This window comes from Streptomyces sp. HSW2009, assembly GCF_040240285.1.
Lineage (GTDB): Bacteria > Actinomycetota > Actinomycetes > Streptomycetales > Streptomycetaceae > Streptomyces.
Window position 1 is genome coordinate 1 of the sequence record NZ_JBEHZD010000041.1, and the last position, 16,253, is coordinate 16,253.

The 16,253-nt window shown below is 73.5% G+C and carries 14 protein-coding genes; 4 read left to right on the forward strand and 10 right to left on the reverse strand.

Annotated elements, in window-relative coordinates:
- The coding region (locus tag AAHZ94_RS05550; protein ID WP_349991004.1) for an XdhC family protein at positions 1-793 on the forward strand (793 nt) is incomplete at its 5' end.
- A gap of 183 nt (positions 794-976) precedes the next feature.
- Here the strand turns inward: AAHZ94_RS05550 and AAHZ94_RS05555 are convergent.
- The 3 genes from AAHZ94_RS05555 to AAHZ94_RS05565 form a co-directional block, all read right to left on the reverse strand.
- Positions 977-2,533, reverse strand: a complete 1,557-nt coding sequence (locus tag AAHZ94_RS05555) for an alkaline phosphatase D family protein (RefSeq protein ID WP_349991006.1) — start codon at positions 2,531-2,533, stop codon at positions 977-979.
- Positions 2,530-3,150 carry a phosphoesterase gene (locus AAHZ94_RS05560; RefSeq protein ID WP_349991008.1) on the reverse strand — a complete coding sequence of 207 codons (621 nt, stop codon included), beginning with the start codon at positions 3,148-3,150 and terminating at the stop codon, positions 2,530-2,532. Before AAHZ94_RS05560 ends, AAHZ94_RS05555 begins: the two co-directional genes overlap by 4 nt.
- Positions 3,151-3,287: 137 nt before the next feature.
- Complete coding sequence (locus tag AAHZ94_RS05565) at positions 3,288-4,208, reverse strand: LysR family transcriptional regulator (RefSeq protein WP_349991009.1); 921 nt, start codon at positions 4,206-4,208, stop codon at positions 3,288-3,290.
- Between the two features lie 116 nt (positions 4,209-4,324).
- On the opposite strand from AAHZ94_RS05565, the gene AAHZ94_RS05570 reads away from it, so the two are divergent.
- The 3 genes from AAHZ94_RS05570 to AAHZ94_RS05580 all read left to right on the forward strand — a co-directional run bounded on the left by AAHZ94_RS05570 (position 4,325) and on the right by AAHZ94_RS05580 (position 7,931).
- The gene (locus AAHZ94_RS05570; RefSeq protein ID WP_349991011.1) at positions 4,325-5,179 is read left to right on the forward strand and encodes an inositol monophosphatase family protein; all 855 of its coding nucleotides are present in this window, start codon (positions 4,325-4,327) and stop codon (positions 5,177-5,179) included.
- 151 nt (positions 5,180-5,330) lie between these two features.
- Positions 5,331-7,496, forward strand: a complete 2,166-nt coding sequence (locus AAHZ94_RS05575) for a VTT domain-containing protein (RefSeq protein WP_349991013.1) — start codon at positions 5,331-5,333, stop codon at positions 7,494-7,496.
- Positions 7,497-7,580: 84 nt separating this feature from the next.
- A complete protein-coding gene (locus AAHZ94_RS05580) occupies positions 7,581-7,931 on the forward strand; it encodes a hypothetical protein (protein ID WP_349991015.1) in 351 nt (116 codons plus the stop codon).
- An 89-nt stretch (positions 7,932-8,020) separates the two neighbouring features.
- Here the strand turns inward: AAHZ94_RS05580 and AAHZ94_RS05585 are convergent, their stop codons facing one another.
- The 7 genes from AAHZ94_RS05585 to AAHZ94_RS05615 all read right to left on the reverse strand — a co-directional run bounded on the left by AAHZ94_RS05585 (position 8,021) and on the right by AAHZ94_RS05615 (position 16,174).
- The gene (locus AAHZ94_RS05585) at positions 8,021-8,551 is read right to left on the reverse strand and encodes a hypothetical protein (protein ID WP_349991017.1); all 531 of its coding nucleotides are present in this window, start codon (positions 8,549-8,551) and stop codon (positions 8,021-8,023) included.
- A gap of 155 nt (positions 8,552-8,706) precedes the next feature.
- Positions 8,707-9,168 (reverse strand): SUKH-4 family immunity protein, encoded by a 462-nt coding sequence (locus tag AAHZ94_RS05590; protein ID WP_349991018.1) that lies wholly within the window; start codon positions 9,166-9,168, stop codon positions 8,707-8,709.
- Positions 9,169-9,227: 59 nt separating this feature from the next.
- A complete protein-coding gene (locus AAHZ94_RS05595; protein ID WP_349991020.1) occupies positions 9,228-9,821 on the reverse strand; it encodes a 3'-5' exonuclease in 594 nt (197 codons plus the stop codon).
- A gap of 98 nt (positions 9,822-9,919) precedes the next feature.
- On the reverse strand, positions 9,920-10,411 hold the full coding sequence (locus tag AAHZ94_RS05600; protein ID WP_349991021.1) for a VOC family protein: 492 nt from the start codon (positions 10,409-10,411) through the stop codon (positions 9,920-9,922).
- A 205-nt stretch (positions 10,412-10,616) separates the two neighbouring features.
- Positions 10,617-11,861: a magnesium and cobalt transport protein CorA gene (locus AAHZ94_RS05605; protein WP_349991022.1), complete on the reverse strand. Its 1,245-nt coding sequence runs from the start codon at positions 11,859-11,861 to the stop codon at positions 10,617-10,619.
- A 517-nt stretch (positions 11,862-12,378) separates the two neighbouring features.
- Entirely contained in the window at positions 12,379-14,322 is a 1,944-nt protein-coding gene (locus AAHZ94_RS05610; protein ID WP_349991023.1) for a protein-arginine deiminase family protein, read from the reverse strand.
- Positions 14,323-15,313: 991 nt separating this feature from the next.
- A complete protein-coding gene (locus AAHZ94_RS05615; RefSeq protein WP_349991025.1) occupies positions 15,314-16,174 on the reverse strand; it encodes a helix-turn-helix transcriptional regulator in 861 nt (286 codons plus the stop codon).
- Between the last annotated feature and the right edge of the window lie 79 nt (positions 16,175-16,253).

Genomic DNA, 16,253 nt, shown 5'->3' on the forward strand with positions numbered 1-16,253 from the left:
CCTGGACCGCACGGGGGCGCGGGAGGCCGCCGCCCTGTTGGCAGCGGGCCGCACCACCACCCGTACCGTCGGCGCGGCCGGCACCGGATGCGGGGTGCCGGTCACCGTGTTGGTGGAGTCCAGCCTGCCGGCGCCCCGCATGCTCGTCTTCGGGGCCGTCGACTTCGCGGCGGCGCTGGTACGGGCCGGCCGCTTCCTCGGCTACCGGGTCACGGTCTGCGACGCGCGGCCGGTCTTCGCGACGGCCCGCCGCTTCCCGGAGGCCGACGAGGTGGTCGTCGACTGGCCGCACCGCTATCTGGACCGGCAGACCGCCGCACCCAGCACGGCCGAGCGGGACCGCCCGGCGGACCCGGGGCGGGACGGCGGGCAGCACAGCGGGCCAGCCAACGGGTGCCAGCAGCAGGACGGCGGTTCGGACAACGGCCGGGGCAGCGCGTGGGCCCGCGGCATCGACGGCCGCACCGCGCTGTGCGTACTCACCCACGACGCCAAGTTCGACGTGCCGCTACTGGTGCGGGCGCTGCGGCTGCCGGTGGGGTACGTGGGCGCGATGGGCTCCCGGCGCACCCATCTGACCCGGCTGCACCGGCTCCGCGAGGCGGGCCTGACCGCGCGGGAACTGTCCCGGCTGCACTCCCCGATCGGCCTGGACCTCGGGGCCCGTACGCCGGAGGAGACGGCGCTGTCCATCGCCGCCGAGATCGTCGCGGCCCGCCGCGGCGGCAGCGGCACCCCACTGACCGGCGCCCACACCCCGATCCACCGGGACCTGGCGCTCCCACCGACCTGAGCGCCGAACGAGCCTGCGGGCCCTGCCCCGTCCGTGCCTGCGGGCCCCGCCCCGTAGGCGACCGCGGCTACGGGAGTACGGGCCCACGGGTCGATCCGTACGGCCCCACGGCGCGGGGCCCGCGGCGCCCACCGGTGTCGAGCACCGGCGCGCACCGAGGCCCCGCCCGCCGCACGGGTCCCGTCAGCCGCCCCTGCGGTACTGCGCCGGCGAGTTGAGCGTCCGCTTGTCCTCGTACGCGCCCGCCTTCCCGCGGTCGATGTGGAAGGTGGTGAGCGTGGAGACCGGCGACGCCGGGTCGCGGCGGTCGCCGATGACCCGCATGTGGGTGCTCCAGCGCCGGGGCGTCACCTCGTACACGTCGTAGCCGTACCGGTTGCCCTCGAAGTACTGGAGGTGCGGATTGGCCGCGCCCATCAGCGGGCCGTTGGTCTTGTTCCAGTCCGCGCTGTAGGCGCCCGAGGTGATCGAGTGGGCGGTGAACTCGGTGCCGATGACGGGCGACGAGACGTCGTCGTAGTCGGGGCGCACGTCGTCCACGAACGCCGAGTGCCAGTCGCCGGTGATCACCACCAGGTCTTCGAGCTGCGCCCGCTGCACGTGCGAGAGCACCTCCTTGCGCTCGGCGAGGAAGCCGTCCCACTGGTCGGTGAACATGTAGCCGCCGCCGGGCCGGCCGCGGAGCTGGCTGAGCATGATCGAGTTGGCCCAGCAGTGCCAGGCGTCGCCGGCCCGGTCCACGCCGCGCTTGAGCCACTCCTTCTGCGGGCCGCCGAGGATGGTGCCGTCCTTCAGGTTCTGCGCGGAGCGGTAGGAGCGCAGGTCGAGGATGGTGAGCTCCAGCAGGTCGCCCCAGCGCCGCACCCGGTGGATCTCCGGGTCGGGCAGCGCCGACTCGCCGGCGTCCCGGTGCGGCATGTGCTCGTACCACGCCTGGTACGCGGCGGCCCGGCGCTGCATGAACGGGGCCCCGCCGCCGGTGCCGCTGTAGTCGTTGGCCACCTCGTGGTCGTCCCAGGTCAGGAACCACGGGTGGGCGGCGTGCGCGTCCCGCAGCGAGGCGTCGCCCTTGTACAGCGCGTGCCGCACCCGGTAGTCGGCGAGCGTGAACACCGGCGGCGCGTTGTGGTCGCGCACGTGGTCGCCGCCGACCGGGCCGTGCTCGTAGATGTAGTCGCCCAGGTGCATCACGAAGTCGACGTCCTCGCGCGCGATGCCGCGGTGCGCCGCGTAGAAGCCGTCGTGGAACGCCTGGCAGTTGGCGGCGGCGAAGCGCACCGAGGGGGCGCGGCCCACCGGCGCGGTCTTGGTGCGGCCCACCCGGCTGCGCTTGCCCAGCGCCCGGAAGCCGTACCAGTAGTGCCGCCCGGGGCGCAGCCCGTTCACGGGCACGTGCACGCTGGGCGCGCGCGGCGCGGCCGCGGCGACGGCGCCGCGCGCCACCACCCGGCGCAGCCGCGGGTCGGTCGCCACCACCCAGTCGATCTCCACGATCTCGGGCAGCTTCTGCTCGGCGGCGAGCGGTTCGGGCGCCAGCCGGGTCCACAGCACCACGCTGTGCGGCTGCGGATCGCCGGAGGCCACGCCGAGGGTGAAGGGCGCCGGGTCGTACTGGGCGCCCAGCGCCTCGGCGGCCTCCCTCGCCTGCGCGGGCGTGAGCCCGGCGCTCAGCGGCCAGACGACGTTCAGCGCACCGGCGGCGGCAGCCGCCTTCAGCAGGTCACGACGGTTGAGCTTCACGACCGGCCTCCGCGGGTGTGGGTGAGGGTGAGCGAGATGGCGTCGGCGTAGCCGTCGTTGGACGTGCCGCCGCCGGTCCGGGTGAATACCAGCAGGGCGCGGGCGGTGCGCGCGCCCGGCGGCACCGTGCCGGTGCCGGTGCGCTCCACCATGCCGGTGCGGCTGCCGCGCTCGGCCGCGGTCACCGGGCCCAGCACGCTCAGCGCCAGCGGTGTGCCCTGCGCGTCGCGGAACTCCACCGAGAGCCGCACCCCGTCCTGCTGCTCCGCGTACCCGCCGAGCCAGCCGGCGACGGCGAAGCGCACCCGGCCCCGGTCGACGGCCTGCCGCCCGGTGCGCCCCCTGGCCGGCAGCCGCACGTCCTGCACCAGTGCGGTACGGGGCGAGTTGCCGCCGGAGAAGAACCGGCTGCCGCGCGGCGTCGGGCCGGGGTCGGCGGGCGTCGGGTAGCCGGTGCCGACGTCGTACCCGATCAGCGCCGGCGCCCCCTGCACCACCCGCCAGCCGGTCACCGTCTCGACCGGCTCGGGGCTGCCGCCAGGACCTGCCTCGGCGTCCCCATTGACCAGCAGATTCATCCGCGCCTCCAAGGTGCTGAGGTGACGCGGGTGCGTCACGCGCCAGGCATCCCACCAGCGGCGCATGAACAGCAGTCTGCTTGTGGTGGAACGTCCGCCGCGGGCTGGTTCGGACGGGTGTGGGGGCGGGGCGGGGACGGGCGGTCAGCGGCGCCGGCCGGCGCGACCCGGCTGGGTCAGCCGGCAGCGGATCCGTCGGCAGCGGACATCGCCGCCCGCAGCGCGTCCCGCACCAGGGCGCGCAGCCAGGCGTGGGCCCGGTCGTCCTCGTACCGCTGGTGCCAGGAGACGTACACCGGCACCGGGTCCGCGTCGAGCGGCAGCGGCAGCAGCCGCACCCCCAGCGTCGCGGCCACCGGGCTCGCCATCCGTTCGGGCACGGCGACCAGCACGTCGCCGTACTCGGCCATGCGCAGCGCGGCCGTGCTGGTGGGCACCGCGGCGACCACCCGGCGCTGCCGCCCCCGCGCGGCCAGCAGGTCGTCGACGGGGTCCCTGAGCCGGCCGCGCCGGGAGACGGTGACGTGGTCGGCGGCGGCGTACGCGTCGAGCGTGAGCCGGTCCCCGTACGGCGCCCGCGGCCCCACCGCGACCACGAGCCGGTCCTCGGCGACCTGTTCGTAGCAGATCTCGGGCAGCGCCGGTCGGGTCGCGCTGACGGCGAGGTCCACCCGGCCGTGCCGCAGGTCGGCGGTGTCCGTGGGGGCCTCGGCCAGCATCCGCAGCCGCACTCCGGGCGCCTGCCGGCGCACCGCGTCGAGCACCGCAGGGCCCACCGCGTGCGTGATCGCGTCATGCCACTGGAGCGTGAACTCCCGCTCCAGTGTGGTGAGTTCGAGGTGTTGGGTGGGGGCGAGCACGGCGTGTGCCTGCTGCACGATGCGGTGCACCTCGGCCCGCATGGCCAGCGCCCGCGGGGTGAGCGTCATCGTGCGGCCGGTGCGGACCAGGATCTGGTCGCCCGTCGCCCTGCGGATGCGGCCCAGTGCTCGGCTGACCGCCGGTGCGGTGAGCTGGAGCCGCTGGGCGGCGCCGGTCACGCTGCCCTCTTCGAGCAGGGCGTCCAGTGCGGTCAGCAGATTCAAATCCAGTTGCATGGCAGTCATCTTAGGCGTGTCGAACTTGCATTTGACGACAATCCAGCCGCCTTTCTAGCGTGGCAACTGCCAAGAAAAACACCCCAGTTGGGCCAACGGCCCGAAGGGAGACAGTCATGTCCACGTACCCGGAGAGCGCCGCCCGCCCGGCGTTCGACCCCACCGACAACCGTCAACTCGCCACAGACCTAGCCCTGTTGGCCGAGGTGGTGACGGCGGTACGGGCCGCCGGCGCCGCGGTGCACGCCAGGTTCGCCGCACCGCAGCGGCTGACCGGCCTGACGGCCGTGCTCGACGCGCTGCACGCCAACGACCTGGCCTCGCTCCGGCTGCTGCGCGCACCGCTTGAGCGGCTGCGGCCCCGGGCGGGCTGGGTCGATGACGAACTGGACCGCGGCGCGCTGCCGGACGGCGAGTGGTGGATCACCGACCCGGTCGAGGGCAACATCAACCACGTACACGGCATGGCCGACTGGTCCGTGACGGCCACCCTGGTCCGCGACAACCAGCCCGTCTTGGCCGCGGTGCACATCCCGCTCACCGGGCAGACGTACACGGCCGTACGCGGCGGCGGCGCCCACGTCGACGGCTGCCCCCTGCGGACCAGTGCCAAGACCGAACTGGCCGCCGCGTACGTCGCCACTGGCCAGGCCGCACCCGGCGAGGACGCGGCCACCTTCGACCGGATCGGCGCCTCGTACGCGGCCCTGCTGCGCCACGCGCTGGTCGCCCGGGTCGCGGTGCCGGCCACCATGCAGTTGATCCAGGTGGCGGCCGGGCAGTTGGACGCGTTCTGGCAGTACAGCGACGTCCGTTCGGGGCTGGTGGCGGGCGGGCTGCTGGTCGCCGAGGCGGGCGGCACCGTCACCGACACCGGGGGCCGCCCGTGGCGCCTCGGCAGTGCGGACTTCCTGGCCGCGGCCCCGGCCCTGCACCCGGCCGTACGCGCGGCCCTCGCGGAGGTGCCCTGACCCCGAGGGGGCGCCGCGCCGCACCCGGCCAGCCCCCACCGCGCACGCCAACCCCACCCCGTACGCGCCCCAGCGGGAACGCAACGCCAGCCCGCACCCCACAACCCACAACCCACAACCCACAACCCACAAGAGAAAGCGAATCGAAGCAATGCGACCGACAACAAGCCACAGAAGCAACCGATATGAGGACGAGAACCCGGCCATCGCCGTCATCGGTGGCGGCATCGGCGGCCTCGCCCTGGCCCGCATCCTCCAACTCCACAGCATCGCCGTGACCGTCTACGAGCGCGACGCCTCACGCACCGCACGCCCGCAGGGCGGCAGCCTCGACCTCCACCCCACGTCGGGGCAACGGGCCCTGCGCAGCGCCGGCCTGTTCGCGCAGTACTGGGCGGTGGCCAGGCCCGAGGGCCAGGACCTCAAACTGGTCGACAAGGACGGCACCGTGCACCGGCAGGAACGCAGCGAGGACGCCGGGACGGTGGAGCCGGAGATCGACCGGGGCGCGCTGCGCGACCTGCTGCTCGACGCGCTGGAGCCCGGCACCGTCCGGTGGGGCCACGCCCTGGACCGGGCGGTGCCGTTGCGGAACGGCCGCCACCGGCTGCGCTTCGCGCACGGCGCGGTGCACTCCTGCGACCTGCTGGTGGGCGCCGACGGCGGCTGGTCACGGGTCCGCCCGCTGCTCACCGGCGCGGTGCCCCCCTCGACCGGGGTCAGCTTCGTCGAGATCAGCGTGGCGGACGTGGACCACCGCCGGCCGGAGCTGGCCCGGTGGGTGGGGCGCGGCAGCCTGTTCGCCTTCCGCGACGGCAAGGCGCTGATGGCCCAGCGCAACGGCGACGGCTCCGTCCGCACCTACGTGGGCCTGCGCGCCCCCGACGACTGGCTGGACACCTCCGGCATCAGCACCGGCACCCCGGACCACGTCAGGCGCGAACTCCTCGGCCACTTCACCGACTGGGCACGCCCGCTGACCGACCTGATCCGCCACTGCGACGACTCCTTCGTACCCCGCCGGCTGCTGATGCTCCCGATCGGCCTGAGCTGGCAGTCCAGGCCCGGTGTCACGCTGCTCGGCGACGCCGCCCATCTGATGTCACCCTTCGCCGGCGAGGGCGCCAACCTCGCCCTCGCGGACGCGGCGGCGCTCGCGGCGACCGTCGTCGAACACGGGGCGGCGGCCCCCCCCCCCCCCCCGGGGGGGGGCGCCCCCCCGCCCCGGCCTCGACCTCTGCTTCGCCCCCGAGGGCACGCACGCGGTGGCGGCGGCCCTGGCGGAACGCGATGGTGCGGTGGGGTCGGTTGGGGTGGGGGACGTCGGGTTGGGGCATGCCGGTCCGGGATCGGCCGGGGGGGGGTCCGTCGGGCTGGGGCATGCCGGTCCGGGATCGGTCGAGCCGGGATCGGCCGAGCCGGGGTCCGTCGGGCTGGGGCACGTTGCTCGGGAGCCGGCCGAGCCGGGGCCTGCCGGCACACCAGCCACATCAGCCGTACTGGTCACCCCCACCGCCCCAGCCACCCCCACCGCCCCCACCGGGCGGGCCGTGCGGTGATCGACTGGATGGAGTTGGCGACCTCGCTGGTCACCTCGCCGTGGTTCTACCTGGTGCTCATTGCCGTGTCGCTGCTCGACTCCTTCCTTCCGCTCATCCCGAGCGAACCGGTCGTCGTCATCGCCGGCGTGTACGCGGCCGACGGCGACACCGAACTGGCCGCCTGCATCGCGGCGACCGCACTCGGCGCCGTCCTCGGCGACCTGGTCCCGTACGTCATCGGCCGGTCGCTCGCCGAACGCGTCCGGGCCCGCCTGCGGCCCGGCACCAGGCGCCGGCGGACCCACGACTGGATCGCCGCCGAACTCGCCGCCCGCGGCAGCTACACCCTCGTGACCTCGCGCTTCATCCCCGTCGGGCGCTATCTCGTCACGCTCTCGGCCGGCGTGGTGGGCTACCCCTGGCGCCGCTACCTCGCCGCCACCGCGTTCGCCGGCCTGTGCTGGAGCACGTACACGGTCCTCATCGGCTACGTGGGCGGCGCGCTCTTCCAGGACAACGACCTCATCGGCATGGCCGTGGGCCTGGGGCTGGCTTTCGCGCTGAGCGGCACGGTCGAAGTCGTACGCCGCGTCCGGCGCCGCCCCGCCCCGGCGTCCCCCAGCGCCCCGGGGCATAATGCGGCAGCCGCCGGTGTGGGGTGCCCAGTGCGCGGGCCACAGCCGGCAGTTGACCGGAAACCGGTGCGATCGGGACGCGGCGGGGCGAGGTCGGGAACGTCGTCAGACGGAGGAGAGCTGGATGCTGGACATACGTAGGACGGGCCGGGCCCGTGCCACCGCCGCCACGGGCGGCGGACCCGTGGCCCCGGCCGCCGGTCGGGCCGGCACGGCGGTGCGCAGATGAGGGCCGGCCGGCGCGCCGCCGCCGTCTGGGCCGGTCTGTGCCTGGCCGGCCTCGGCGCCACCGCAGCGCTCAACATCGGCTCGGACACCGCTCGCCCGAGCACGGGTGGCCCGGACTCCGAGGGATTAACGGTGGAGATCAACGGCACGGAGGTCGGGACCTGCGCACGGATCATCCAGGCGTTTGAGGAGGCCCGCGCCGGGGCCCTGCCCCCGTCGGAAGCGGCCCCGAACGCCAAGGGGTCGGGTAGTGCACAGGCGGTCGTCACCCAGGTGTACTCCTGGGACGCCGCGGTGCCCTCCGAGTGCGAGAAGGAACTCAAGGCCCGGGGCCTGACGCAGGACTGAGCGACCACGAAGCCACCGGAGTCCCGAACCGGCCCCAGTGGGGCGGGCGTTGGGGAATCCACCGGAAGGCACGGGTGCGGTGGTTCCCCTCACCCCGCCGCGGCCAGCGCGTCGGAGATCATGCGGGTGGCGAAGTCGGGGTCGCCGGTGAGGCCGTTGATGTGCTCGGCGAGCAGGGTCGCGGTGGCTTCCAGGGGCGTCATCTCGGCATCGGTCCAGTCGCCGTACTGCTTGCGCCACAGATTGGGGCTCAGGTCGTTGCCGGCGGCGATGACGAGGCCGGCCATGGTGGGGATGACCTCCGGGCTGATGCTCGCCGGCATCATGCGCATCGTGGCCACCAGGTGGGGCACCACGTTCTCGATGACGTCCTTGTCGTGGCGCTCGTACGCCGAACGCAGCCAGGTCATGTACATGAAGATCAGGGTGCAGGCGCCGTCCAGTACGGCGTTGGCCCCCTCGCGGTCGAGGGAGGCGGTGAACTCCTCGATCATCTTCCGCTGTTCGGGATCGATCTCGGCCTTGCGTTCGTGCAGGCACTTGAGTCGCGAGTCGATCATCAGGAGCGCGGTGACCACGTCACCGGCGGGGGCGAGGGCGGGATCGCAGGACGAAGACACGGGAAGACCTCCTCGGAAGACCGCGCTGGGTGACGCGGCGCATCCGTACGGTAGTCCTCCGGCGGGGTGGGGGTTGACGATTCCCCCGAAGGGGCGATAGGTGCTCGCCCGCACCCGCCGCCGCACCAGCCGCCGTCCGCCCGGCCCTCCGTGCCTCACGCGCTCATGCCGTAGCCCAATTCCTCGGCGCCGATGTGCCAGAAGGAGTTCTCATCGGCGACGGCCGCGGGATCGAGCGCTCCGAACCGTTCCAGCAGGGCTTCGGTGAGCTCGTCCGCGGCCTGCTCGGCCAGGTCGGCGGCCTCCTCTTCGCCCAGCCCGTCGCCGGGGCCCTCGTACGCGGCGGCTTCGGCAGCAGCCTCCTCGTACGCGCGGTTGAAGGCGACGAACGCCGCAACGCTGGAGTTGACGAACTGGGCGGCATCGCCCTCCGGCAGACACCACAGCGAGCCGTCGTCACGCCGTAGGGCCAGCGCGCTCAGTTCTGGATCGACGGCGACCAGGGCATAGCGCGTCCCGCTGACCGAGCGTTCCGCGAAAGGGGAGGATTGCCACACGCCTGGGTAGGGGCAGCGGGCACATCCGGCCAACAGTGCGGCGGCTTCAGCATCGTTCATGCCGCGAATCTAGCCCGCCCCGCCGGCACCCGAGCCGGTGGGCCCGCGCCGGTACAGCTCTACCCGGCCGCCGCTGGCGCCGGCCACGCCCCGCGGTCCAGCAGGTCAAGGACGAGCGCGGCAATGTTCCACGCATCGTCCTCGCCACGGTGGTGGCGCCCGTCGAGAGGCAGTCCGGCGCACTGGAGGGCCTGGCTCATGCCGGGCTTCCTGCGCAGTCCGTACGCGCTGGCGAAGACGGCCTTGGCGTTGGTATGGCTGCGTTCCGTCGGATAGCCGAAGGGGTAGGACACCCCGTCGGCCCGGCTCTGCCGGGCGAACTGCCGGCGGTCGTACTCGCCCCAACTCGCCCACGGCCGCTCCCCGGCCCCGTGCTCATCGACGAGCAGCCGGCACGCCTCGGCGAAGCTGACGCCCCGGCCCACCTCCGCTTGCGTCAGCCCGGTCAGGGCCGTGCAGAAGTCGCTCACCGTCGACCGGACGGGCCGCACCACGATCCCGTGCCGGGACACCCGCCGCCGCGCCGCGAGGTCCACCACGGTCAACCCGATCTCGATGATCTCGCTCACCGAGCCGGGCGGCGGTTGCCCGTCCCAGCAGGTGGCTTCGACGTCGATGACGTTGAGGAGGGCGGGGCTGGGGGCGCTGGGCATGGCCCGAGGGTAGGCGCCGCGCCCCGTCCCGGCACCCGCATTTTCCCCCCGCGCACCACGGCGGGAGCGGAGCGGGCCCGTACGCCGCGGCCCGCCTGCTAGTTGGCGAAGCCACCCTGCGGCTGGATGATCTCCAGATTGGTCCCGTCGGGGTCGTTGAAGTAGGCGACCTTGGTGCCGAGCGCCGCATCCGGGGTGACCTCGCCGGCGATGAACGTGTAGTCCTTGCCGAGGAATTCGTACCCCGCCTCCTTCATGCGCTGGTACACCGCGTCGAAATCGTCCACCTTGAAGCACAGGTGCATGGACCCGGGCCGGTTCGCCGCCCCGTTGGTGCGCAACCCCACGGGTTCCTGGAACTCGATCAGATCAATGCCCAGGCCATCGATATTGATCGTGGCATACCGCAAATTGGCATCGGAAAGCCCCTGCGCCCGCCCGAACGGCACACTGTGCATGGTTTCGTTCGCCACCACGGGCTCCCGCCCGGTCAGCGCCCGGTAGAAGTCGATGGCGGTTTCCAGGTCCGATACGGAGATCCCAACGTGGGCGGCCCGGGTGAGGTTCATCGCGGTGTCGGCGACGGCCATGAGGAATCAATCCCTCTCGCTCTCGGATCACATCACGGGCGTACGAAACCCATTCTCCTGGGGATCGCCGGGGGCGCATCTTGTTCGGGTGGGTGGGGTGATTCTTTGGGGGTGGGGGACTGGGCGCAGGCGCGTCGTGCGCCGATACCGAACGCCGCCAGCGGTAGGAGGCGCCCCCGCCCCGACAGCCACCCCCGACACCCCCCTACAACCAATCCCGCCGCTTGAAGATCAGATACAGGCTCGTGCACACCACGGCCATCAGCACGATCGCGAACGGGTAGCCCAGCGTCCAGTGCAACTCCGGCATGTGGTCGAAGTTCATGCCGTAGATCGTGCCGACCAGCGTGGGGGCGAACAGAATCGCCGCCCACGACGAGATCTTCTTGATTTCTTCGTTCTGTTCGAAGCCCGCTTCGGCCAGGGCGCGCATTTCTGCGTTCTGTTGTTGGGTGACCAGGGTGGCGTTGACCGCGAGGATTTCGGTGAGTGCTGAGCGGAAGCCGTCTACGCGCTCGCTGGTGTGGGTGACGTGGTCGGCGACGTCGCGCAGGTAGCGCTGGAGTTCTTCGTTCGTGCGGTACTTGTCGAAGCCGGCCATCAGCGCTTGCAACATGCCCACCAGAGGGCGGGTCGCGCGTTGGAACTCCACCATCTCTCGGGAGAGTTCGTAGATGCGGCGGGAGACTTCGGGGTCGCCGCGGAAGACCTCGGTCTCGATTTCGTCCAGGTCGTTCTGGACGCCTTCGACCACCGGCGCGTAGCCGTCCACCACATCGTCCAGGATGGCGTACAGCACCGCCTCCGGACCCAGTCCGATGAGTTCGGGCGTGGATTCCATGCGGGTGCGGACCGCGGACAGGTCAGGGGCGGCGCCGTGGCGGACGGTGATGACGAAATCGGGGCCTACGAAGAGGTGCAGTTCGCCGAATTCCACCTCTTCCGGCGCGTCCAGATAGCGCGCCGCCCGCAGGACGACGAACAGGGTCTCGCCGTACCGCTCCAGCTTGGGGCGCTGATGGGCCTCCAGCGCGTCCTCGATCGCCAGTTTGTGCAGGTCGAATTCGCCGGCCAGGGAGAGGAGTTCCGCCTCGCTCGGCCGGTGCAGCCCGATCCACGCCATCGAGCCGGGGAGTTCGCGCAGTTCGCGGAAGGTTTCGGCGAGGCTGGTGGGCGAGCCGATGCGCAGGCCGTCCCGGTAGAGCGCGGCGTCGATCAGGCTGGGAGCCTCCGGGGCCGGGCCGCGCGCCTCGCGGTCGGGCGCGTTCCGGGTGGTCGACGTGGTGCCGCGGCCGGCGGTCGGCCGGAGCCAGGAGTGGCGCCGGCCACCGTTCGCGGGCTCGTCGCCCGCGGGCTGCGCGCTGCGCGCGGCGGGCTCCGGCGCGCCCTTGCGCGCGCTGCGGCGCGCGGTCATCGCGGAGAGGGGGGTACGGCTGCGGCGCTCGGCCATGGTCGGTCCTTACGGTCGCGGGGCTGGGGGACTCCAGGCGCACGCGCGAGCGCCACCGCGGGCCAGCATGCGGGCCGCGGAGCGCGGGCCCGGTCTAGCTGCGGCCGGCGGTGGTGCCGCGCGGCGGGCGACTAGGGGGTTCACCACTCATGGCGGACCTCACCTCCTCCTCGCACATATGACGGAACCGTCGAACAGGATATACACCCCATACGGGAGCGGCCGTGCCACGGGTGCATCCCTCACGCATCCCTCATGCGTGCCCCATGCATCCGTTGCCCGCCCGCCACTCACCCGTTGCCCGCCCGGCCCCCGCCTGATCCCTCACCCGATCCCTCGCCGATCCGCGCCCGGTCCGTCAGACCCCCGTCCTGCCCTCCGAGCTCCGCTCAGCCCCCTCCGAACGGTGCCACGCGCCCAGCCGCGGCACAGGGCCGTGCCGCGCCCCGATGGGTCCGGGACGCGGCACGGCCGTGGTGTCTGCCCTGGTGGGCGGCGTGGTGGGGAGGGAAGGGCGTCAGCGTCGGGGAGGCGCGGGGCGGGCGGTCCTCGGGGGTGTCACCTCGCGTAGTGCGTTCGTCGCGCAGTGCACCTCGCCGCCGCCCAGATGGGCCCAGGAGAAGTTCTCCACCCAGCGCACCCGTACCCCGTTGGCGGCCAGCCGGCGTTCCGTTTCGCGTTGGAACAGGTCGACGCCGGCGACCTTCGGGCCGTGCGGGACGGGGGCGGCGAAGTCGCGCGCGGTGAGGGAGAGGCCGTTGGCGAGCGCGGGAGTGAGGGCGTACGCGCGGTGCGGCTGGTCGGGGGCCAGCCGCATCTTGCCGTACAGCACGGGCAGCGTGATCAGCTCATCCGCCCGCAGGCCGGTCGCCGCGAGCAGCGTGCCGACCTGCCGGTCGATGCGGCGCGCCACATCCTCGTTCTCCGCGCGCAACGCTGCCGAGGCCAACAGCTCGTCCACCGTCGGCCGGTCGCGCCCCGGGACCTCGGTGCCGGTGAACAACCGGCCCCCACCCGCACCCGCCTGCTGCGCCCGGCGCAGCAGCCGCACCGCGAGCCTGGGGTCGGAGACGGCCAGCGTCCAGCCGCGGGCGTTGTCGGCGCGTACCACGTGGAAGGTCTCGTCGACGTGCCCGACCAGCAGCCAACTCGTATCGAGCACCACGGGCGGCTGGGCCTGCGCGTGCAGCATTCGGGTGAAGGACGGATCGGGGCGGCGGGCGGCCGTCGCGCCGTAGACGATGCGGCCGTTCGGGTAGCCGGCGTACGGGGGCAGCGCCTCCACGTTGCCGGTGTAATTCAGCAGCTCGTCGACGCTGGCGTCACGGTCGGTCGTGTACTGCTGGACCACGCCGACGTCCGGGCCGCGCAGGTCGCGGTAGAGCAGCCGGCCGGAGCGGCGCAGGCTGGCGGCGCGGCCGTCGGCTGACGTCCAGTGGTTGGGCGAGCGCAGCAGCAGGCGCATGGTGTGCTGGCCGCCGCCCGGGGTGGGCAGGACGGCGTAGCCGGGTTCCGCGACGTCCTGCCGCCACATGTCCCGCCACCACTGGTCGGTGCCGGCCGTGAAGCGCAGCGCGCGATCGGGCAGGCCGGCGGCGCGCGTCGCGGTGCGCAGCGTGTCGGCGAACGCCCGCCACTGACCGGGGCGCCGATCGGAGATGGGGATTTCGGTGGGGATGCCGGCGCCGGGGCCGGGGGCCGCGGCGAACACGTGCTGGGCCCGCTGGAGGTCGTGTTGGAGCAGTATGGGCGCCACGCGCATGCGCAGCCGGTCGTGGCCGGTGGCGCCGCCGTCGGTGACCGACAGGGTCAGGGTGATCCCGCCGTCCCAGCGGGCCGGGTCGCGCACGATGTCCCGGCCCTCGATCGCGAGCTGCACCCCGGCCCGCAACTCCTCGGCGCGCAGCCGCTCCCCGAAGCGCAGGACGACCAGCTTCCCGCCGCGCTCGACGAAGAGTCGTACGAAGCGCTGCTGACCCGCCGGGACGGTGACCGTGCCGGTGGCGCCGTCGCTCACCCGGAGCGGGTCGGTCCGCAGCGGCGCCAGGTCCTTGACGTCCGCGGGGCCGTCGACGACGTCGTTGGCCGCGTCGTTGCAGGCGGCGAGCCGCCGGTCGACGGCCACGTCGAGCCGGTCCAGGTCGCCCGGGCGCAGGGTGCAGCGGCGCTGGTCGTCATCGAGGTTGGGGAGGAAGGTCGGGCCGTACGGGGCGTGCAGTGCGGGCGTCGGCGGCCAGGGCACGGCGGCGCCGGCGGTCGTAGCCGTGCCGGGCAGCAGGGAGCCGGTGAGCGCCGCCGAACAGACCAGGGCGCAGATCGCCGCGCGGTGGCGGGCCGGCCGGTGCGACGCGGCCGGGCGTAAGGGCGGGTGTGTGGCTGGCTGGTCGGCCGGTCGCGAGGGCGGTTCGGTGTGCGACCTGGCCGGCGGCCGGGCGCGTCCGATGGGCAGTCGAGCGAACATGGTGGCCTCTCGTCTCAGCAGCCGCGGCGCACGCGGGGCGGGTTCCCCACGTCACGCCTCGCGGCTCCCGCCCGGACCGCACCGGCTCCCACCGGGCCGCCCCCCGTCCTGGCCCCCAGCGGCCCGTCCCCGTACGCGTCCGGGGCCCGCGCGACGGCTCGCGACGGCTCCACCCGCACCCGACCCGACCGGCGGCGACTCCGCTGTCGGCGGCTGGGCCGTGGGCGGTTCGGCAGGGGCGCGCCTGATCGGTGGCCGGTAGCTGGTAGCCGGTGGCGGCGGATGGGGGGAGAAGGGGGTGCGGGGACGCGGGGAGCGGAGCGGGGGAGGTGCGGGCGGCTCGGATGGGGTGCTTGGGTCTTCATCGTGGTCGCGCGGACCACCCGTGGACGTCGTCCGGCGGTAGCGAGCCGGGTAGTCCCTTCGATCCAGTGAGCCACATGCGGAATCGACCATTCGACGGATCGCACCCCGCATGACCTGCGGATTTCCTTACCTCCCGCCGCGTGCGAACCCCTGTACGAGCCGTCCGCCGTTAGAGGTCACCCGCGCCGTGTGGCGTGCCGGGCCGTCCCCCTCGTACCGGCTCGTACCGGGCCCGTACGGCGCTGCCGCGCACCCGTCGCCGCCTCGCGATGCCCCGCGCCGTGCGCCCCGAGCACCCACCGCGGCGCCCCTGACTAACCCGCCAACCCACCAACCCGCCGATCTCGCAAGCCCAGCCAACCCGCAGACATCACCCACCCAACCCAGCAACACCCCCCAGCCACCCCACCCCTCCACTGCCACAGCCCACCCACCTCACGAGCACACCCAATCCACCAGCCCACCCACCCAACCAACCCAGCCACCCCACCCCACCCAGCCACCCCACTGCCACAGCTCACTCACCAACCCAGCGACCCCACCGGTAACCCCACCCACCAGTAACCCCACCCACCGGTAACCCCACCCCACCACCCCAGCAACCCAGCAACGCACCGACCCACCCCTAAGGCAGCAACCCCGCTCGGCGGGCCGAGACCACGGCCTGGAGGCGGGTGTGGGCGCCCAGTTTCCGCATGGATGAGCGCAGATAGCTCTTGACGGTCTCCGGGCGCAGGCCGAGGCGGTCCGCGGTGGCGGCATTGGTCGCGCCGGACGCCACGCAGGCCAGCACGTCGACCTCGCGCGGGGAGAGCTCGACACCGACCGGCGGCTCGGGCGTCCGGGCCGTTGCCGTGCCGGGCGGGGCCGCCGCCAACCGGCCGAGTGCGGTGAGCAGTTCGTGCCGTAACGCCTGGTCATGGACGCGTTGGGCGAGCGCGCGCAGTTCGCCGTGGGCCGCCCTGACCTCCTCCCAGGCCGCCGGGTCCGCCTCGCTGGGATGGCCGGCAGCCGCCACCACCCGGCGGGCCTCGTCCTGGGCGGCGTCCCGTACGGCCAGGGCCTGTTCGAGTTCGCGGGCCGCCTCGACCGCGACCGAGAGCGTGCGGTCGCCGAGCGCCATCGGCTGCCGCAGCGCGCCGTACAGCACCCCGCGCACCCGCCGCCGCACCACCACCGGCACCGCCAGCACGCAGCGCAACCCCTCCGCGGCGACGGCGGCGTCGTACTCGTGGCTTATCACCCGGGAGGCGGGGTAGTCCGCGACGCACACCGGCCGGGAGAGCGCCATGGCCTTGCCGCCCAGGCCGTTGCCGGTGGTGATGGTGAGCCCGACCAGGACCTGGGTCGCCGTCCCGGCCAGTTCGGCGATCCGGAACTGGCGGGTCCCCTCGAACAGTCCACCGAACGCGACGGGCAGCCCCCCACCGCGCCGCATCCGCTGTAGCGCGGTGCGCAGGTCCACGGCCCCGTACGTATCCGCCACCGACACCTCCCCGTAAATACCATCACCCCCATCCGGGGGTAGTGAGACTCAGATCACTCGTCGCACGATGCTAGCGAGC